Below are 19,299 nucleotides of genomic sequence, written 5' to 3'. Positions count from 1 at the left end.
CGAGCCTACGACGACCGGCGAGCCTCACCGGTCGGCGAGCTCGCGGCCGAGCGCCGTCAGCACCTCGGACGTCCCGGCATCGATCTTCACGGTCGCGCGGGAGTCGCCGCGCGTCTCGCCACGGTTCACGATGACGACGGGCAGCCGGCGGCGGCGTGCGCGGTCCAGCAGGCGGATGCCGGAGTTCACGACGAGGGAGGAGCCGGCGATCAGCAGCGCCGTGCTCGAACGGACGAGCTGCTCCGCCTCGCGGAACTTCTCGAGGGGGATGTACTCGCCGAAGAAGACCACCTCGGGTTTCAGCATCCCCCCGCAGACGGAGCAGTCGGGGACGACGAAACCGTCACTCGCGCCCGGCAGGACATCGCCGTCGGGGCCGAGTTCGACGTTCTCGGGCACGGTGATCCACGGATTGTCGCGCTCGATGCGCACCGCCAGGTCGCGGCGGTCGAAGACCTGGCCGCAGTGCAGGCACGACACGCGGCGCATCGTGCCGTGCAGTTCGACGACGCGGCGGCTGCCGGCGCGCACGTGAAGACCGTCGACGTTCTGCGTGATGATGCCCGAGGCGATGCCGGCGTGTTCCAGCGCCGCAAGGGCCCGGTGTCCGTCGTTGGGGGCAGCGGCGGCGAACGTCCGCCACCCGAGATGGCTGCCGACCCAGTAGCGCCGCCGCGACGTGTCGTCGGCGAGGAACTGCTGCGCCGTCATGGGGGTCCGCATGGGAGCGCCCTTGCCGCGGTAGTCCGGGATGCCCGAATCCGTCGAGACACCCGCGCCCGTCAGCACGGCGATGCGGTGCCCGGCGAGCGCGTCGACAGCGCGTCCCACGCCAGCCGCCGTCTCGGCATCCAGGTCCCGCACGCTCATGGCCCTCCTCAGGGGATCGAGCCTACGCCGTCGCCGTTTCGCGCAGGTCACCGCGGGTCCTGTGGCAGGCCGCTCGTGACAGCATGGGGCCATGACGACGATCCGCATCGACGACCCCGCGGATCCCCGGCTCGCGGACTACCGCGGCCTCACGGACACGGCCCTCCGCCGGATCGCGGAGCCGGCCGGCGGTCTCTACATCGCGGAATCGGCGAAGGTCATCGCGCGAGCCGTGTCGGCCGGACACCGCCCCCGCTCGGTGCTCGTGCAGGAGAAATGGCTCGACGACGTCGCCAAGCTCGCCGGCGAGGCCCCCGTCTACGTCGTTCCCGACACGGTCGCCGAGGCGGTCACGGGGTTCGCCGTGCACCGGGGCGCGCTCGCAGCCATGCACCGTCCCGAGCAGCCGGATCCCGCCACGCTGCTCGAGGGCGCGCGGACGGTCGTCGTGCTCGAGGACATCGTCGACCACACGAACGTCGGCGCCGCATTCCGGGCGTCCGCGGCCCTCGGCGCCGATGCCGTCCTCGTCTCACCGCGCTGCGGCGACCCGCTCTATCGCCGCAGCGTCCGGGTCAGCATGGGCACCGTCTTCCAGGTGCCCTGGGCGCGCCTTCCCGAGTGGGATGCCGCGGCATCCCACTTCGCGGCAGCGGGGGTGCACCTGGCGGCACTGGCGCTCTCGGACGACGCCGTTCCGCTGGACGATTTCGCCGCCGCTCGGCCCGACCGGTTGGCGATCCTCATGGGCTCGGAGGGCGACGGGCTGTCCAGCGAGGCCCTCGCCGCGGCGGACACGATCGTCACCATCCCGATGTCGGGCGGCGTCGACTCCCTGAACGTCGCCTCGGCGGCCGCGGTCGCCCTCTGGGCGCTGCGCTGAGCTCAGTCGCCGGAGGGCGTGACCGAGAACGGGAGCGCCTCGGGGCGCTTCGCGGTGACGTGGTCGCCGGAGGACTGGTGGCGCAGGCGTCGCAGCACCCACGGCACGAGATGCTCGCGAGCCCAGACGAGGTCGTTCGCCCGGGCGGCCCGCCACGTCCTCGGCGGCAGAGCCTCGGGTGACATGGGCTGCAGGTCGTTGGGCACGTTGAGCGAGCGCAGCACCATCCGCGCGACCTCGTGGTGCCCGAGCGCGTTGTAGTGCAGACGGTCGTCGTCGAAGAACCGCATGTCCTGCACTTCCTTCAGCGCCCACTGGTCGGCGACGATGCAGTCGTAGCGGTCGGCGATCGCGCGGATGTTCTCGTTGTAGATCGCGACGCGCCCGCGGATGCCACGGAAGACCGGCGTGAACTCGGTGTCGACGGCGGTGAAGACGAGCAGCGTCGCACCCTGCGACGAGAGGCGGGCGACGGCATCCTCGAACAGCTCCGCGACGGCATCGGGGTCTCCCTGCGGCCGGATGACGTCGTTGCCGCCGGCCGAGAGGGTGATGAGGTCCGGCTTGAGCGCGAGCGCCGGCTCGATCTGTGCATCGACGATCTGGCGGATCAGCTTGCCGCGGATCGCGAGATTCGCGTACGCGAAATCCTCGACCTGGGAGGCGAGGACGGCGGCGACACGGTCGGCCCAGCCGCGGTGCTCGCCGGGGCGGTCCGGATACGGGTCGCCGATCCCTTCGGTGAACGAGTCCCCGATCGAGACCATCCGTCGCCACGGGTGGGCGGTCGCATTCGGGATGTAGGGCGAACGGTTCTCGCCCGGGACCTGGTCGTTCTCGCGCATGGCACCTCCGCATCGAGGCTACCCGCCGGGGCTCCGGTCTTCGATCCCGGCATCCTCACGTCGGGACCGGGATTAGGGTGGATCGACGTGACGAGCGAGATGACGAGCGGAGAGGGGGCGGCCTCGGAAGAGCCCCACTTCGGGAGTTTCGCTGCCGAACACCTCTCTCCCGCCTTCCCGCAGCGCGCACCGTGGGGAACGGCGCAGAACCTCCGTGCCTGGCAGGCGGAAGCCCTCGAGCAGTACTTCGAGATGGACGGACCCGACGGCGTCGGCGGCGGTCCGCGCGACTTCCTCGCCGCCGCGACACCCGGGGCCGGCAAGACCACGTTCGCCCTGCGTCTCGCGAGCGAGCTCCTGCGTCGTCGCATCATCGACCGCATCATCGTCGTCGCCCCGACCGAGCACCTGAAGACCCAGTGGGCGGATGCCGCGGCTCGCGTCTCCATCCGCCTCGATCCGCGATTCAGCAACAAGCACTTCTCGCCGGCGCGGCATTACCACGGTGTCGCGGTCACGTACGCGCAGGTCGCCGTCAAGGCCTCCGTCCACGAGCGACTCGTCCTCGACTCCCGCGCGCTGGTCATCCTCGACGAGGTGCACCACGGCGGCGACGCGCTCAGCTGGGGCGACGCGCTGCGGGACGCGTACGGGCGGGCAACGCGGAGGCTCCTGCTGTCGGGGACCCCGTTCCGCAGCGACACCGCCCCCATCCCGTTCGTCGAATACCACCCGAACGACAAGGGCATCCGTCTGTCGCGGACGGACTACAACTACGGCTACGGCCGGGCGCTGGCAGACGGCGTCGTCCGCCCCGTCCTCTTCCATGTCTACGCCGGACAGATGAAGTGGCGGACGAAGGCGGGCGACGAGTACGAAGCCCACCTCGGTCAGGACAACACGAAGGACATCAACGCGCAGGCCTGGCGGACCGCGTTGAATCCCGAGGGGGAGTGGATCTCGGCCGTCCTCCGTTCCGCCGACCGCCGCCTCAGCGAGGTGCGTCAGGACGTTCCGGATGCCGGTGGTCTCGTCATCGCGACGGATCAGACCGCCGCCCGGGCCTACGCGGCGATCCTCCGCGACATCACCGGCGAGCCGACCACGGTCGTCCTCTCCGACGACAAGGCCGCGTCCGGGCGTATCGAGACCTTCGGGCAGTCCACGACGCGCTGGATGGTCGCCGTCCGCATGGTGTCCGAAGGCGTCGACGTCCCGCGCCTCGCCGTCGGCGTCTACGCCACCAGTGCGTCGACGCCGCTGTTCTTCGCCCAGGCCATCGGACGATTCGTCCGCGCTCGACGCCGCGGCGAAGCCGCATCCGTGTTCCTTCCCAACGTTCCGCAGCTGCTGGCACTGGCGAACGAGATGGAGCGTGAGCGCGACCACGCTCTCGACCGTGAGGAGAGCGACGACGACGGCCTCGAGGATTCGCTCATCGAGGAGGCCGAGCGCGAGGACAAGGCGTCGGACTCCCTCGTGGAGGAGGGCACCTACCAGGCGCTCGGCTCGACCGCCCACTTCGATCGGGTCCTCTACGACGGCAAGGAGTTCGGACAGCTCGCGGTCCCCGGCACCCTGGAGGAGGAGGAGTTCCTCGGGATCCCCGGGCTCCTCGAGCCGGAGCATGTGCACGAGCTCCTCATGCAGCGGCAGTCCCGCCAGACACGTCACCGTCATGCGCGCGAGGCAAAGGAGAAGACGACCGCCGACGCCGCCGGGGAGCCGGAGAACACGCTGCCGCCGGCGCTGCACCGCACGCTCAGGGAACAGCGGCAGCTCCTCAACAGTCTCGTCGGGCTCTATGCCCGTCAAAGCGGCGAGCCCCACGGTGCGGTGCACGCGGAGCTCCGGCGCGTGTGCGGCGGACCCGAGGTCGCGCGCGCCACGGTGGCGCAACTGCAGGCGCGCATCGAGGTCCTGCGCAAGCGCGTCCATTCCTGACCCCTTCGGAGACCCGAAATGCTGGCAGTTCCGGCCTCGGAGCCGGGTACGGCCGATGTGCTGGCTAGCGTGGAAGGGACATGAGCACGACGAACGCGACACCTCTTCCCGACGCCACCCCTCGAGACCGACGTCGGTGGGCCGCCTACCTCGCCGACGAGCGGGCGGAAGCCCGTGTGTACCGCGAACTCGCGGCGCGCAAGGACGGAGAGGAGCGGGACATCCTCGCGGCCCTCGCCGACGCGGAAGGGCGTCACGAAGCGCACTGGCTCGAACTCCTCGGCGGAGAACCGCCGCGGTTGCCGCGCGCATCGGCACGGACCCGGCTGCTGGCGGCGATGGCGCGTCGGTTCGGGTCGATCTTCGTCCTCGCACTCGCGCAGAACGCCGAGAACCGCTCGCCGTACGACGACGATCCCCATGCGACGCCTGCCATGCGCGCCGACGAGAAGATCCACGGTGAAGTGGTCCGCGGTCTCGCCGCCCGCGGGAGGATGCGACTGTCGGGCACGTTCCGCGCGGCCGTGTTCGGGGCCAACGACGGTCTGGTGTCGAACCTCGCCCTCGTCATGGGCATCGGGGCCACCGGCGTCGCACCGCAGTTCGTCCTCTTCAGCGGCATCGCGGGCCTGCTCGCCGGCGCCCTGTCGATGGCGGCGGGGGAGTTCGTCTCGGTCCGTTCGCAGCGTGAGCTGATCGAGGCCACGCACCCCAACAACGACACCGACCACGTCCTCCCCGACCTCGACCTCGACGCGAACGAACTCGCCCTGGTCTATCGAACGCGGGGGCTCGGCGAGGACGAGGCTCTGAAGCGGGCGCGCCAGGTGGTCGCGACGGCTCAGGCGAGCGACCGTGCCGTCCCGTACCGCCGCGCTGCGGAGCCGCCCGCCGACCTCGAGTCCGTCGGTTCCGCGTTCGGAGCCGCGGCATCCAGCTTCGCGTTCTTCGCCTCGGGCGCGGTCATCCCGGTTCTGCCCTGGATCTTCGGGCTGTCGGGGTTCGCGGCCGTCGCTCTGGCCCTCGCGCTCGTGGGACTCGCCCTGCTGCTCACGGGAGCGACCGTCGGACTGCTCTCGGGTGCCCCGCCGCTGCGCCGTGGGCTGCGTCAGCTGGCGATCGGCTTCGGCGCCGCGGCGATCACCTACCTGCTCGGTCTGCTGTTCGGCGTGTCCGCTGCCTGATCGAGGTCGGCGCTCGCCCCGATTATTCGGACCGCTCAGAACGTGCTACTGTCGATCCTCGGTTGCGAAACCGAAATCCCGGAGGAAACGAAGGGGAAAAACTCTGCGCGGGTGGCGGAATAGGTAGACGCGCTAGCTTGAGGTGCTAGTGCCCGAATAGGGCGTGGGGGTTCAAGTCCCCCCTCGCGCACAGAGGAAGAAACGGGTCCCGAAAGGGGCCCGTTTCTCGTTTCCGGGGTGGCAGCAGAGGCGGTCGCGGCGCCGCGGGTAGCGTGGTCGGCATGTCCGCTCCCGACGATCTGCCCGAGGTCGCGCGCGTCGCCCGCGATCTGATCCGCATCGACACGACGAACTACGGTGAGGGACGCGCGAACGGGGAGCGGGAGGCGGCCGAGTACGTCGGGGCGTACCTCGAGTCGCTGGGCCTGACGCCCGAGTACTACGAGCCGATCCCGCGCCGGACGAACGTCATGGCCCGGGTGCCGGGGAGGAACCCCGACAAGCCGGCCCTGATCCTGCACGGTCACCTCGATGTCGTACCCGCCGTGGCAGCCGACTGGAGCGTCGACCCTTTCGAGGGCGTCGTCGAGGATGGGATGCTGTGGGGGCGCGGAGCGGTCGATATGAAGGACATGGACGCCATGATCCTGACGTCGGTCGGGGACCTGCTGCGGGCGGGGGAGCAGCCCGAACGGGACCTCATCCTGACCTTCTTCGCCGATGAGGAGAACGGCGGCGTCGAGGGCTCGCAACTCGTGGTGCGCGACCGTGCCGAGTGGTTCGCGGGCGCGACCGAGGCGATCAGCGAGGTCGGCGGCTATTCGATCGCGGTGGGCGACGAGCGGGCCTACCTGCTGCAGGTCGGCGAGAAGGCGCTCATCTGGATCCGTCTCCACGCGACCGGTCAGGCGGGACATGGCAGTCGGCATCACCCCGACAATGCCGTCACACGCCTCGCCGAGGCGGTCTCCGCCCTCGGCCGCACCGGATGGCCGATCGAGCTGACCTCGACCACGCGTCAGCTCGTCGGCGCGCTCGCCGATCTGTCGGGCACCCTGGCGGACGATCCGGATGCCGTCGCCGACACTGCAGGCCCGGCATCCGCGTTCCTGCGCTCCACCTTCCGGACCACGGCCAACCCGACCGGCCTGAGCGCCGGATACAAGCACAACGTGATCCCGGATGCCGCGACCGCCGCGATCGACATCCGAACCCTGCCGGGGCACGAGGACGAGATCCTGGCGCAGGTGCAGCGGATCGTCGGTGACGACATCCGCATCGAGGTCGTCCACCGCGACATCGGACTCGAGGTGCCCTTCGCCGGAGATCTCGTCGATGCGATGGTCGGCGCGCTGGGGCGGCACGATCCCGGAATCCCGGTCATCCCGTACCTTATGGGGGGAGGGACCGACAACAAGGCCCTCGCCGAACTCGGCATCGCCGGGTTCGGGTTCGCACCGCTGCGACTGCCCGCCGACCTCGACTTCACCGGGATGTTCCACGGTGTCGACGAGCGCGTCCCCATCGACGCGCTCGTCTTCGGGCAGCGCGTGCTCACAGATCTGATCCGCACGTACTGAAAGGCCCGCATGATCCTCGAGGCCATCATCCTGGGCATCGTCCAGGGCCTGACCGAGTTCCTCCCCATCTCGTCGAGCGCGCACATCCGCATCGTGGGGGAGTTCCTGCCCTCCGCCGAGGATCCGGGCGCGACGTTCACCGCGATCACGCAGATCGGCACGGAGCTGGCGGTCCTCGTCTACTTCTGGACCCGGATCATGCGGATCATCGGCGCGTGGGCGAAGTCGCTGACCGGGCGCGTGCCGCGGAACGACCCCGATGCCCGCATGGGATGGATCGTCATCATCGGGACGATCCCGATCGGCGTCCTCGGGTTCCTGTTCCAGGACATCATCCGCGACACCTTCCGGAACCTCTGGCTCGTGGCCACCGTGCTGATCGTCTTCGGACTCATCCTCGGGATCGCCGACGCGTTGGGCAAGCGCGTGCGCACCGAGAAGGACCTCACGATGGGCCACGGACTCACCCTCGGAGTCGCGCAGGCGCTCGCGCTGATCCCCGGCGTCTCCCGCTCGGGCGCGACGACGACCGCCGGCCTCGCCCTGGGGTACACGCGCCCCGCAGCGGCCGAGGTGGCGTTCCTGCTCGCCGTGCCGGCGGTGTTCGGCAGCGGCCTCTACGAGCTGCTGCAGGCCATCCGAGAGCCGGGGCAGTCGCCGTTCACGCTGGTCGAGACCGGCATCGCGACCGTCGTCTCGTTCGGCGTCGGGCTCGTGGTCATCGCCTACCTGATGCGCTACCTGAAGCGCGGCAGCTTCCTGCCGTTCGTCCTGTACCGCCTGGTGCTGGGCATCGTGCTGTTCGTCCTGCTCGCCTTCGGCGTCCTGCAGGCCTACTGAGTCGGTCGGTCAGCGGCGCGGGTCGTCCTTCGGCCCGCGCGGACCGTCGCCGCGTCGACGCAGATAGCGCTCGAACTCCTGGGCGATCGCGTCACCGGAAGCCTCCGGCGAGTCCCACGCGTCGCGCGCGGTCTCGAGCTGGCGGATGTACTCCGTCATCTCCTCGTCGTCCGCCGCCGCGGCGTCCACGGACGCCTCCCACGCCAGCGCGTCGGCCGGCAGGGTGCCGCGGATGATCGTCGTACCGGTGATCTCCTCGAGCTTGTCGAGGAGGGCCAGCGTGGCCTTGGGCGACGGAGTGTGGCCGGCGACGTAGTGGGGGATGCTGGCCCAGAGGCCGGCGGTCGGGATGCCGGCGGCTTCGCCGGCCGCGGTGAGCGCGGACAGGATGCCGACGGGTCCCTCGTACGTGGAGCGCTCCAGCCCGAGCGCGGAGCGGAGTTCGTCGTTCTCCGAGCCGGCGAACACCGAGATCGGGCGGGTGTGGGGAACGTCGCTCATCATGGAGCCGAGCGCCACGATGCCGGTGATGTCCTCGCGGAGGGCGGCGTCGATGACCTCGGCCGAGAACGCCTGCCAAGCGCGCGCGGGCTCCGTTCCGGTCAGGAGCCACAGGTCGGGTCCGTCCTCGCGCGGTGCCACCGGTCGCCACAGGGTCGCGTCGGGCCAGACCAGGCGACGCGCGCCGTCGGCATCCAGCTGCATCTGCGGCCGCGTGTACTGGTAGTCGAAGTACAGCTCCGGGTCGACGCCGAACACCTTCTCGAACGTCCCCGCCGTCCGCAGCTGAGAGGCCGCAGCGGTCGCCGCCTCTCCGGCATCGTTCCAGCCGTCGACGGCGATCACGAGCACCCGCTGTCCCAGTCCCTGCACGGACGTCCTCTCTGTCGGTACCCCCACGATACGCCGCCGTCCCCGGGGCGGGCGGATGCGCTCACGTAGCATTGACCGGTGACCTCCCCCCTTCCCGCCGCTGTCCTCTGGGACATGGACGGCACCCTCGTCGACACCGAGCCGTATTGGATGGCTGCCGAGACCCCGCTCGTCGAGCGGTTCGGCGGCACCTGGACCCACGAGGACGGTCTGGGAATGGTGGGACTCGGTCTCGAGGACGCCGCTCGCATCCTGCAGGGCGCCGGGGTCCGCATGGAGGTCCAGGAGATCGTCGCTCACCTGACCGACGAGGTCATGCGCCAGCTGCGCGAGGAGGGCGTGCCCTTCCGCCCCGGCGCGCGCGAGCTCCTGCGTGGGCTGCGGGATGCGGGGGTCCCGACCGCTCTCGTCACGATGTCTATGAGCCGCATGGCCCGGAGCATCGTCGATCTCATCGACTTCGACGCCTTCGATGTCGTCATCGGCGGCGACGACGTCTCGCGTCCCAAACCGCATCCGGACCCCTACCTTCAGGCCTGCGAGGCGCTGGGTGTGGAGCCTGGCGACGCGGTCGCGTTCGAGGATTCGCTCACCGGCGCTCGTTCGGCGATCGCCGCCGGGACGGCGACCGTCGGCATCCCGCACATGGTCTCCCTCGACGATGTCGGTGCGCACGAACTGTGGCCGACGCTGGAAGGCCGGACGGTGGCCGATGTCGCCGCGGTGCTGGCCCGCGTGCGGCAGGAGGTCGGGGCATGACCGCGGACCTGCGCCCGAGCGGCCCGTTCCGCGTCGGTGACCGTGTCCAGCTGACCGGCCCGAAGGGCCGTCTGCACACCGTCACCCTGCGCGAAGGCGGCGAGCTGCATACGCATCACGGGGTCCTTCGTCACGAGGGGATCATCGGCCAGCCCGATGGGTCCGTGGTCGTCAACAGCGGCGGTCACGAGTACCTGGCGCTGCGGCCCCTGCTCCGCGACTTCGTCATGTCGATGCCCCGTGGTGCCGCCATCGTCTACCCGAAGGATGCCGCGCAGATCCTCGCGTCCGCAGACATCTTCCCCGGTGCCACCGTCGTCGAGGCCGGCGTCGGGTCGGGAGCCCTCTCGCTGTGGTTGCTGCGCGCGATCGGACCCTCGGGCCGACTGCTCTCGTTCGAGCGCCGTGAGGAGTTCTCGGAGGTCGCCGAGGCGAACGTCGAGACCTTCCTGGGGCACTACCCGGAGTCGTGGCAGGTCGTCGTCGGAGACCTGGGAGAGAAGCTCCCCGAGGTGACAGAGCCGGGCACCGTCGATCGTGTCGTCCTCGACATGCTCGCGCCGTGGGAGTGCATCGACGTCGTCGCCGAGGCGCTGACGCCCGGCGGTGTCGTCCTCTGCTACATCGCGACGGCGACGCAGCTCAGCCGAGTGGCGGAGTACATCCGCCACTCCGGTCTGTTCACCGAGCCGGAGGCGACGGAGACGATGGTGCGCGGCTGGCACGTCGAGGGGCTCGCCGTGCGTCCCGACCACCGTATGGTCGCCCACACCGGTTTCCTCCTCACGGCGCGGCGCCTCGCCCCCGGCGCGATGCCGCCCGACGTCCGCAAACGCGCGCTGAAGAAGCCCTCCTACGCGGACGAGGACGTCGAGGCGTGGACTCCGGGCGCGGTGGGGGATCGCGAGATCACCGACAAGAACCTCCGCAAGCGCGTGCGCGACGCGCAGCGCGCCGTCGAGGGCGCACGCCAGGCTGCCGAGGATCGCTCCGGCGAGACCGTAGACTGATTGAATGCGTCAGATCCCCGCTGCCGTGGCCGTTATCGGCCTGACCGCCCTGGCCCTCGTCGGGTGCGCCCCGTCCGGTCCCGCCGACAGTGGATGCGAGCGCGTGACCGCGCCCGCGTCCTCGCTTGACCTCGTCGACGTCTCGGGTGCGCAGGGATCGCCGACGGCGAAGACGACCGATCCGGTCTACGTCACGAAGACCGCGTACACCGACCTCGCCACCGGCAAGGGCACGCCGATCACGACGGACAAGCAGGACGTCCAGGTGGGGATCACGCTCCTCAACGGCGCGACCGGTCAGACGGTGCTGTCAGCCCCGTCGCGGCTCATCCAGCTGAGCATCCTCGAGCAGACGTTCCCCACGATCGCGAAGGCGCTCGACTGCACCCGTCCCGGCGCGCGCGTCGTCTCGGCGATTCCGGCGAAGGACCTCGACCCGGCTCTCGTCGAGCAGATCGGCCTCACCAAGGGGCAGGCCGCCGTCCTCGTCATCGACGTCAACACGGTGTTCCTACCTGCGGCGAACGGTGTCCCGCAATACGTCGACGGCAGCAACATCCCGACCGTCGTGCTCGCGCCGGACGGCACGCCCGGGGTCATCGTTCCCGACGCGGCGCCGCCGAAGGACCTCGTCGTCAAGACGCTCAAGAAGGGCGACGGCGAGAAGATCACCGCCGAGTCCACACCCCGTCTGCAGTACACCGGCGTGCTCTGGAAGACCGGAGAGGTGTTCGATTCGACGTGGGAGAAGGGGTCGCCCGTCACTCTCTCGATGAAGAACGTCGTGAAGGGCTTCGCGGACGCGCTCGAAGGCCAGACGGTCGGTTCGCAGGTCCTCGTGGTCATCCCTCCGAGCCTCGGCTACGGCGACAAGGCATCGGGGGCCGTTCCGGCCGGTTCGACCCTCGTGTTCGTGATCGACGTCCTCGGAATCGACACCAGCGAGGACGCGCAGAGCACGACACAGTGAGCCGGGGCGGGGCCTCACGCGGGCTCCGCGCCTAGTATTGCCCTGTGCCCACCGAACCGATCCGCAGCGCGCCCGAGGAGCGTCTCGTCAATCTCGTGGTCGCTCTGCTGGCCACGGATCAGGGATTGACGAAGGACACGATCCTGTCGTCCGTGTCGGGGTATCGGGAGCAGGCTGCGGCGGGTGCATCGAAGGATGCACTCGAGAAGATGTTCGAACGAGACAAGGACAGCCTGCGTTCGCTCGGTGTTCCCATCGAGACGATCGGCGACTACGCCGATCCCGACGATCTCCGCGAGGCGCGGTACCGGGTCCCGACGGCCGAGTACTCGCTGCCCGTCGACATCGACTTCACTCCGGCGGAGATCGCCGTCCTCAACCTCGCGAGCGGTGTCTGGGGTGAGACGTCCATGTCGGCGTCCGCGCGCAGCGGACTGCGCAAGATCCAGGCCCTCGGCATCGAGGTCGACGCGCCGATCATCGGCTATGCACCCCGCATCAGCCTTCGCGAACCCTCCTTCGCTCCGCTGCAACGGGCGATCGAGCAGGCGCGCGTCGTCGAGTTCGACTACATCAAGGGTGGATCGGATGCCGCCCACCGCCGGCGCGTGCAGCCGTGGGCGCTCGTGGAGTACGACGGGCGGTGGCATGTCTACGGCTTCGATCTGCTGCAGAACGCCGAGCGGACGTTCCTGCTCTCCCGCATAGCCTCGGACGTCGTCGTCACGCGGACCTCGTTCGACCTGACGCTCCGGGAAGGCGCGGGCGAGAAGGCGCTCTCGGGTCTCCGGGCGGTCGCCGACAGGCAGCGGGCGCGACTCCAGGTGGAGCCGGGCACCGAAGCGGTTCTGCGGCTGCATCGACGGGCCGTTGGCGAAGACGACACGGGATGCCTCGTCCCCTACGTCGACGCTCAGATCTTCGCCGACGAACTCGCGTCCTACGGTCCGGAGGTGCGCGTGATCGATCCGCCCGAACTCACCGAGCTGGTGGCGACCCGTCTGCGTCGCGCTCGCGACCTGCACACCGAGGCGGCCGGATGAGGGCGCAACCGCTGGTCGCGACCGATCGCGCCTCCCTCATCCTCCAGCTCGTCCCGTACCTGATCTCCAAGGGCGAGGTCACGGTCGTCGAAGCGGCGAGCGACTTCGACGTGGAGCCCGACGAGATGCGCTCGATGGTCGAGAAGCTCACCGTCATCGGGCTCCCCGGGGACGGCGGATTCTGGCAGATGGCCAACGACCTCTTCGACATCGACTGGGACCTGCTCGACGAGCAGGACACGATCTCGATCACCAACGCCGTCGGCCTCGAGCGAACCCCGCGTCTCACGGCACGCGAGGCGGCCGCGTTGCTCGCCGGCCTGCAGATGGCGGCGAGTCTGCCGGGCGTCGGCGACAGCGGTGTGGTCCAGGGGCTTCTGGCGAAGCTCGCCGCGGGAGCGTCGAGTGCGCCCGCAGAGGTCATCGTCGCGACACCGGTCGTGGACGACGTGCGGACGACCGTCGCGGAGGCGGTGCAGCGGGGGGTGGCCGTGTCGTTCGCGTATCGCGCCCCGGACGCGCCGGTGACCACGCGCACCGTCGACCCCGTCAAGGTCCACATCGCCGACGGCCAGTGGTACCTCCAGGGGTGGTGTCACCTGCGACAGGCCGTGCGCACCTTCCACCTCGACCGTGTGTCCGATGTCGCGCTGACCGGCATCCCGAGCACCCACCAGTCGGATGCGTTGCCGGGCCTGTTCGAGCCGGGCGAGACCGACGTGGTCGTCGAGCTCAGGTGCCGCAAGGACGTCGTGCCGCTCCTCGGCGAATTCGCGGCTCGCGCCGTCGTGCGCGGGAAGGGCGAGTTCCGCACGGTGAGCCTCCGGGTCGGCGACGAGCGGAGCCTCAAGCGGCTCGCGGCACGGCTCGGCGGTGACGTCGAGATCGTCGCACCGGCCGCTGCGCGGGAGGCTGCGCGCGCGTGGGCGAATGCCGGGCTCGCCCAGTACGGCTGAGGGTCTCTGTTCACCTGGGGCGGTTAGACTGAGGTCACATCTACCCTGAGGAGCTTTCATGGGCTTGCAAGGATGGCACCTTCTCGTCGTCTTGGCGGTGATCCTGCTTCTGTTCGGAGCAGCCAAGCTGCCTGCCCTCGCGAAGAGCGTCGGCCAGTCCGCCCGTGTGTTCAAGGGTGAGATGAAGGCGATGAAGGAAGAAGACGGTCCGGCCGAGACGCCGACTCACCAGCAGCCGCAGGCGCCGACCTCGGTGACCGGTCTCACGCCTCCGCCCGCGCAGGGCCCATCGCAGGGCCCCACCTCTTCCTGACGCGGTGACGACGACCGATCGGGGCGCCGTCACCGACGATGCCCCCACCCGGGACAAGCGGATGTCGCTCGGCGACCACCTCCGCGAGTTCCGCAAGCGGCTCATCATCGCCGCCGCCGCACTCGTCGTCGGGATGATCGTCTCCTTCGCCCTGGGCGACGCCATCATCTGGGCGATCACCGAGCCCATCCGGGTCGTTGCAGCGGACCGCGGCCAAGAGAACGCCGTCACGCTGATGTTCGCGACGGTCACGTCCGCGTTCGACCTCCGCATCCGGATCGCTTTCGCCGTCGGTCTGCTCATCTCCGCACCGGTGTGGCTCTGGCAGATCTGGGCGTTCCTCATGCCGGGCCTGACCCGCAAGGAGATCCGCTACACGATCGGTTTCGTCGCGGCGGCCGTGCCGCTGTTCTTCGCGGGCGCGTTCACGGGGTGGCTCATCCTCCCTCACCTCGTGGAACTCATGGCCGGGTTCACGCCCGACGGGGCCTCGAATTTCTACGACGCTAAGTACTACTACGACTTCGTGTTCAAGCTTCTGATCGTCGTCGGGGTCTCGTACGTGACGCCCGTCTTCCTCGTGGCACTCAACCTGGCAGGTGTCATGACCGGCCGGGAGATCATGAAGGGCTGGCGCGTGGCGATCGTGATCGCGACCGTGTTCGCGGGAGCGGCGACACCCTCCGCCGACGTCGTCAGCATGCTCATCCTGGCTGCGATCCTCACGGTCCTCTTCTTCGCCGCAGCAGGCCTGTCGATGCTGTTCGACCGCCGCAAGCGCAAGCGCGAGGCTGAGCTCCTCGGCCCCGTCGCATGACGGACTTCGCCGCACGGTACGCACGCGCGCAGTCCGGCCGTCGGCATCCGATCTCCGCGTCGTTCGCCGAGATGCAGCGATTCGATCTCGACCCGTTCCAGGTCGAGGGATGCCAGGCGCTGGAGGACGGCCGGAGTGTCCTCGTCGCCGCCCCCACCGGTGCCGGGAAGACGATCGTCGGCGAATTCGCGATCCACCTCGCGATGCGCGAACCGGGGGAGAAGGCGTTCTACACGACGCCGATGAAGGCGCTGTCGAACCAGAAGTTCCGGGAGCTGCAGGAGGTCTACGGCGAGGACGAGGTGGGCCTGCTCACCGGCGACACGAACATCAACGGCAGTGCGCGCGTCGTCGTGATGACCACCGAGGTCCTCCGGAACATGCTCTATGCGGACTCGCCGGCTCTCCGGGGACTCCGGTACGTCGTCATGGACGAGGTGCACTACCTCGCCGACCGCTTCCGCGGACCGGTGTGGGAGGAAGTCATCCTCCACCTCCCGCCGGCGGTGCGACTGGTCTCGCTCTCGGCCACGGTGTCGAACGCCGAGGAGTTCGGCGACTGGCTCGACACGGTGCGAGGAGACACGGCGGTCATCGTGTCCGAGACGCGCCCGGTGCCGCTCGAGCAGCATGTGCTCGTCCGCGGTGATCTGCTCCCGCTCTTCGACGATCGCGCCGGTGTCGCCACCGCACAGGTGAATCAGGAACTCACGCGCATCCGCTCACCCAAGGGCGCCACCTACGAGAACAATCGCCGTGCGATGGAGTACCGGTCGCGTAGTGACCGGGAGCGGCGCCGGCCCCACCGCGGCGGCAAGCGGGCGATCAGACCGTCGACGGCGTCGCGCATCGAGCGGATGGACCGTCCTCAGGTGGTCGAACTCCTCGGGCGATCCAACCTCCTGCCGGCGATCTTCTTCATCTTCAGCCGCGTGGGATGCGACGCGGCGGTCCAGCAGGTGCGACGCGCGGGCGTCCGGTTGACCGACACAGCCGAGCGCGACGAGATCCGCGCCGTCATCGACGAGCGACTCGAAGCCCTGCAGGACGAGGACCTGACCGTCCTCGGCTACTGGGAGTGGCGCGAGAACCTCGAACGCGGGGTCGCCGCGCACCACGCCGGCATGCTGCCCGCGTTCAAGGAGGTCGTCGAGGAGCTCTTCCGTCGCAAGCTCGTCAAGGTGGTGTTCGCGACCGAGACCCTCGCGCTCGGCATCAACATGCCCGCCCGGACGGTCGTCCTCGAGAAGCTCGAGAAGTTCAACGGCGAGGCGCGCGTCGCGATCACCTCGGGGGAGTACACCCAGCTGACGGGCCGTGCCGGCCGGCGTGGCATCGATGTCGAGGGCCACGCCGTCGTCCAATGGACCGAGTCCCTCGATCCGCAGGCCGTCGCCGCGCTGGCCTCCCGGCGTACCTACCCGCTGAACTCGAGCTTCCGCCCCACCTACAACATGGCGGTCAACCTGATCGACCAGTTCGGTCGCAGCCGAGCGCGCGAGATCCTCGAATCCTCGTTCGCCCAGTTCCAAGCGGACCGCGCCGTCGTCGGTCTCGCGCGCCAGGTGAAGGATGCCGAGGCGTCCCTCGCCGGCTATGAGAAGGCGATGACGTGCGATCGAGGCGACTACGCGGAGTACTCCGGCATCCGCCGCGACCTCAGCGACGCCGAGAAGCTGAACCGGGCCGATCGCACCGCTCCTGCCCGCATCCGCCAGCAGCGTCAGAACGAGATCCAATCGCTGCGGCGTCGGATGCAGCGGCATCCGTGTCATTCGTGCCCCGACCGCGAGAATCACGCGCGGTGGGCGGAGCGGTATTGGAAGCTGCGGCGGCGGACCGACCGCACGCGACGCGACATCGAGACCCGCACGGGCACCGTCGCGCGGATCTTCGACCGCATCATCGACGTCCTCGCGGAGTTGGACTACGTCGCCTTCGACGACGGCGCCGCGGCACTGACCGCCGCAGGCAGGACGATGCGCCGGATCTACGGCGAGCGCGACCTTCTCGTCGCGGAATCGCTCCGGCGGGGGCTGTGGCGCGACCTCGACCCGGCGGGGCTCGCCGCGCTTGCATCTTGTCTCGTGTACGAGCCGCGCCGCGACGAGGCGGGGGAGTTCCGGTTGCCGCGCGGACCGTTCCGAGAAGCGTTGACCAAGACGCAGGAGCTGTGGAGCCGTCTCGACGACCTCGAGCAGGAGCACCACCTACCGGGGACGGAACCGCTCGCGACGGGGCTCGCGCAGCCGATGAACTCCTGGGCGCGCGGAGCGTCGCTCGATGTCGCCCTCTCCGAGGCGGACATGGCCGCGGGGGACTTCGTCCGGTGGACGAAGCAGACCATCGACCTGCTCGATCAGCTCTCGATCGTCGCGGACGCCGACGTGGCCGCGACAGCCCGCAGGGCCCTCGAGGCGGTCCGGCGTGGAATCGTCGCCTACAGCTCGGTGTGAGCCGGGAGGCGTCAGGTGGAGGGGATGACGGGAATCGAACCCGCGTAATCAGTTTGGAAGACTGAGGCTCTACCATTGAGCTACATCCCCGACGACGCTGAGAACAGCGCCTCGACGAGTGTAGCGGACATGGTCGGCTAGACTTACCAACGGCCGTTTTTCGGCGCTCGCCAGCGTGCGCGCCCGGGGCGTAGCTCAGCTTGGTAGAGCGCCCGCTTTGGGAGCGGGAGGCCGCAGGTTCAAATCCTGTCGCCCCGACAACGGCCCCACGAACCCAGATCACCGAACGGACGCGCGTGTGCGCGGCCGGACAAGGAGAACGACAGGCATGGTCACCAGCACCGTCGAGCAGCTCAGCCCCACCCGGGTGAAGCTCCACATCACGGTCACCCCGGAGGAGCTCAAGCCGAGCATCTCCCACGCGTACGAGCACATCGCGCAGGACGTGCAGATCCCCGGCTTCCGCAAGGGCAAGGTCCCCGCGCCGATCATCGACCAGCGCGTCGGCCGTGAGGCGGTCCTCGAGCACGCCGTCAGCGAGGGCCTCGACGCGTTCTACCGCGAGGCCGTCACGGCCAACGACGTCCGCATCGTGGGTCGTCCCGCCGCGGAGATCATCGAGTGGCCGAGCACCAAGGACTACTCCGGCGACCTCAAGGTCGAGGTCGAGGTGGACGTCCGCCCCGAGTTCGAGCTCCCCGCCTACGACGACATCACGATCGAGGTCGACGCGGTCGAGACCGACGAGGCCGCCGTCGATGCGGAGCTCGACAAGCTCCGCAGCCGCTTCGGCACGCTCGTCACCGTCGACCGTCCCGCCAAGGCCGGTGACTTCGTCGAGCTCGACCTCGTCGCCACGATCGACGGCAACGAGATCGATCGCGCCGAGGGCGTCTCCTACGAGGTCGGCTCCGGCGAGCTCCTCGAGGGCATCGACGAGGCCGTCGAGTCCCTCACCGCCGGTGAGGACACCACGTTCCGCTCGAAGCTCGTCGGCGGCGACCACGCCGGTGAAGAGGCCGAGGTCGCGGTGACCGTCAAGGCCGTCAAGGAGCGCGAGCTCCCCGAGGCCGACGACGACTTCGCGCAGGTCGCCTCCGAGTTCGACACCATCGGCGAGCTTCGCGAGAGCCTCGTCGAGCGCGTCTCGGAGCAGGCCGTCTTCACGCAGGGCTCCGCTGCGCGCGACAAGCTCATCGAGGTCCTCATCGAGAAGGCGGACATCCCCGTTCCCGCCAAGCTCGTCGAGGACGAGGTCCACACCCACCTCGAGGGTGAGGGTCGCCTCGAGGACGACGTGCACCGCGCAGAGGTCACCGAGGCGAGCGAGAAGCAGTTCCGCACTCAGATGATCCTCGACAAGATCGCCGAGAAGCACGAGGTGCAGGTCTCCCAGGAGGAGCTCACCCAGTACCTCATCCAGTCGTCGGCTCAGTACGGCATGTCGCCGCAGGACTTCGTCAACGCGCTCCAGGAGGGCAACCAGATCCCGATGATGGTCGGTGAGGTCGCCCGCAACAAGGCTCTCGCCGTCGCTCTCGGCAAGGTGAACGTCGTCGACACCAACGGCAAGAAGGTCGACCTGGCCGGCTTCGCCGCAGAGGACGACGAGGCCGCGGACGACACGACCGAGGCTGCGGACGAGAAGCCCGCCGCCAAGAAGGCGCCGGCGAAGAAGGCTCCTGCCAAGAAGCCCGCCGCGAAGAAGGCGGACGCCGCCGACGACGCCTCCGCGGACGAGAAGGCACCGGCGAAGAAGGCTCCGGCCAAGAAGCCCGCCGCGAAGAAGGCCGACGCGGATGCCGGCGAGGAGCCCGCCAAGAAAGCTCCCGCGAAGCGCGCCACCAAGAAGGCTGCCGACAGCGAGTGATCTCGATCGACGGGCGGCGGGGCTTTCGGGCCCCGCCGCCCGTCGTCGTTTCCGGAAGCGTCCGGAGGCGCGACAGCTCGTCGATG

The 19,299-nt window shown here is 69.5% G+C and carries 17 protein-coding genes and 3 tRNA genes; 16 read left to right on the top strand and 4 right to left on the bottom strand.

Annotation, left to right across the window (positions count from 1 at the left end):
* Window positions 1-24: 24 nt before the first annotated feature.
* A complete protein-coding gene (locus tag ACIQLK_RS10675; RefSeq protein WP_400364761.1) occupies window positions 25-870 on the bottom strand; it encodes a Sir2 family NAD-dependent protein deacetylase in 846 nt (281 codons plus the stop codon).
* A 91-nt stretch (window positions 871-961) separates the two neighbouring features.
* Here ACIQLK_RS10675 and ACIQLK_RS10670 point away from each other — a divergent pair, with 91 nt between their 5' ends.
* A complete protein-coding gene (locus ACIQLK_RS10670) occupies window positions 962-1,753 on the top strand; it encodes a TrmH family RNA methyltransferase (RefSeq protein ID WP_400364760.1) in 792 nt (263 codons plus the stop codon).
* 2 nt (window positions 1,754-1,755) lie between these two features.
* Here ACIQLK_RS10670 and ACIQLK_RS10665 read toward each other — a convergent pair whose 3' ends face one another.
* Window positions 1,756-2,598 carry an SGNH/GDSL hydrolase family protein gene (locus ACIQLK_RS10665; protein ID WP_400364759.1) on the bottom strand — a complete coding sequence of 281 codons (843 nt, stop codon included), beginning with the start codon at window positions 2,596-2,598 and terminating at the stop codon, window positions 1,756-1,758.
* 99 nt (window positions 2,599-2,697) lie between these two features.
* Between ACIQLK_RS10665 and ACIQLK_RS10660 the strand changes: the two genes are divergently transcribed.
* From ACIQLK_RS10660 to ACIQLK_RS10640, 5 genes are all read left to right on the top strand, one after another.
* Window positions 2,698-4,542 carry a DEAD/DEAH box helicase gene (locus tag ACIQLK_RS10660; protein WP_400364925.1) on the top strand — a complete coding sequence of 615 codons (1,845 nt, stop codon included), beginning with the start codon at window positions 2,698-2,700 and terminating at the stop codon, window positions 4,540-4,542.
* 80 nt (window positions 4,543-4,622) lie between these two features.
* The gene (locus ACIQLK_RS10655; RefSeq protein ID WP_400364758.1) at window positions 4,623-5,726 is read left to right on the top strand and encodes a VIT1/CCC1 family protein; all 1,104 of its coding nucleotides are present in this window, start codon (window positions 4,623-4,625) and stop codon (window positions 5,724-5,726) included.
* Window positions 5,727-5,831: 105 nt separating this feature from the next.
* A tRNA-Leu gene (locus ACIQLK_RS10650) sits at window positions 5,832-5,916 on the top strand.
* A 91-nt stretch (window positions 5,917-6,007) separates the two neighbouring features.
* Window positions 6,008-7,306: a M20/M25/M40 family metallo-hydrolase gene (locus tag ACIQLK_RS10645; protein WP_400364757.1), complete on the top strand. Its 1,299-nt coding sequence runs from the start codon at window positions 6,008-6,010 to the stop codon at window positions 7,304-7,306.
* Window positions 7,307-7,315: 9 nt separating this feature from the next.
* Entirely contained in the window at window positions 7,316-8,146 is an 831-nt protein-coding gene (locus ACIQLK_RS10640) for an undecaprenyl-diphosphate phosphatase (RefSeq protein ID WP_400364756.1), read from the top strand.
* A 9-nt stretch (window positions 8,147-8,155) separates the two neighbouring features.
* On the opposite strand, the gene ACIQLK_RS10635 is transcribed toward ACIQLK_RS10640, so the two are convergent.
* Complete coding sequence (locus tag ACIQLK_RS10635) at window positions 8,156-9,019, bottom strand: PAC2 family protein (RefSeq protein ID WP_400364755.1); 864 nt, start codon at window positions 9,017-9,019, stop codon at window positions 8,156-8,158.
* A 78-nt stretch (window positions 9,020-9,097) separates the two neighbouring features.
* Here ACIQLK_RS10635 and ACIQLK_RS10630 point away from each other — a divergent pair, with 78 nt between their 5' ends.
* The 8 genes from ACIQLK_RS10630 (at window position 9,098) to ACIQLK_RS10595 (ending at window position 17,343) form a co-directional block, all read left to right on the top strand.
* Complete coding sequence (locus tag ACIQLK_RS10630) at window positions 9,098-9,778, top strand: HAD family hydrolase (protein ID WP_400364754.1); 681 nt, start codon at window positions 9,098-9,100, stop codon at window positions 9,776-9,778.
* Window positions 9,775-10,788 carry a tRNA (adenine-N1)-methyltransferase gene (locus ACIQLK_RS10625; protein ID WP_400364753.1) on the top strand — a complete coding sequence of 338 codons (1,014 nt, stop codon included), beginning with the start codon at window positions 9,775-9,777 and terminating at the stop codon, window positions 10,786-10,788. Before ACIQLK_RS10630 ends, ACIQLK_RS10625 begins: the two co-directional genes overlap by 4 nt.
* Before the next feature lie 4 nt (window positions 10,789-10,792).
* Window positions 10,793-11,758 carry an FKBP-type peptidyl-prolyl cis-trans isomerase gene (locus ACIQLK_RS10620; protein WP_400364752.1) on the top strand — a complete coding sequence of 322 codons (966 nt, stop codon included), beginning with the start codon at window positions 10,793-10,795 and terminating at the stop codon, window positions 11,756-11,758.
* A gap of 44 nt (window positions 11,759-11,802) precedes the next feature.
* Window positions 11,803-12,801, top strand: coding sequence for a helix-turn-helix transcriptional regulator (locus ACIQLK_RS10615; protein ID WP_400364751.1), 999 nt, complete (start codon window positions 11,803-11,805; stop codon window positions 12,799-12,801).
* Window positions 12,798-13,757, top strand: a complete 960-nt coding sequence (locus tag ACIQLK_RS10610; RefSeq protein WP_400364750.1) for a helix-turn-helix transcriptional regulator — start codon at window positions 12,798-12,800, stop codon at window positions 13,755-13,757. Before ACIQLK_RS10615 ends, ACIQLK_RS10610 begins: the two co-directional genes overlap by 4 nt.
* A 58-nt stretch (window positions 13,758-13,815) precedes the next feature.
* Window positions 13,816-14,070, top strand: coding sequence for a twin-arginine translocase TatA/TatE family subunit (gene tatA / locus ACIQLK_RS10605; RefSeq protein WP_400364749.1), 255 nt, complete (start codon window positions 13,816-13,818; stop codon window positions 14,068-14,070).
* A 61-nt stretch (window positions 14,071-14,131) separates the two neighbouring features.
* Window positions 14,132-14,887 carry a twin-arginine translocase subunit TatC gene (tatC, locus tag ACIQLK_RS10600; protein WP_400364924.1) on the top strand — a complete coding sequence of 252 codons (756 nt, stop codon included), beginning with the start codon at window positions 14,132-14,134 and terminating at the stop codon, window positions 14,885-14,887.
* Window positions 14,884-17,343, top strand: a complete 2,460-nt coding sequence (locus tag ACIQLK_RS10595) for a DEAD/DEAH box helicase (RefSeq protein WP_400364748.1) — start codon at window positions 14,884-14,886, stop codon at window positions 17,341-17,343. Before tatC ends, ACIQLK_RS10595 begins: the two co-directional genes overlap by 4 nt.
* Before the next feature lie 16 nt (window positions 17,344-17,359).
* Here ACIQLK_RS10595 and ACIQLK_RS10590 read toward each other — a convergent pair.
* Window positions 17,360-17,433: transfer RNA gene (locus ACIQLK_RS10590), tRNA-Gly, on the bottom strand.
* A 94-nt stretch (window positions 17,434-17,527) separates the two neighbouring features.
* On the opposite strand from ACIQLK_RS10590, the gene ACIQLK_RS10585 reads away from it, so the two are divergent.
* Window positions 17,528-17,601, top strand: a tRNA-Pro gene (locus tag ACIQLK_RS10585).
* A 70-nt stretch (window positions 17,602-17,671) separates the two neighbouring features.
* Entirely contained in the window at window positions 17,672-19,213 is a 1,542-nt protein-coding gene (gene tig, locus ACIQLK_RS10580; RefSeq protein WP_400364747.1) for a trigger factor, read from the top strand.
* Window positions 19,214-19,299 lie beyond the last annotated feature (86 nt).

The organism is Microbacterium sp. NPDC091382, from assembly GCF_044757025.1.
Taxonomy (GTDB): domain Bacteria; phylum Actinomycetota; class Actinomycetes; order Actinomycetales; family Microbacteriaceae; genus Microbacterium.
Note: the sequence above shows the minus strand (reverse complement) of the source record. Positions and strands in the feature narration are given on the sequence as shown.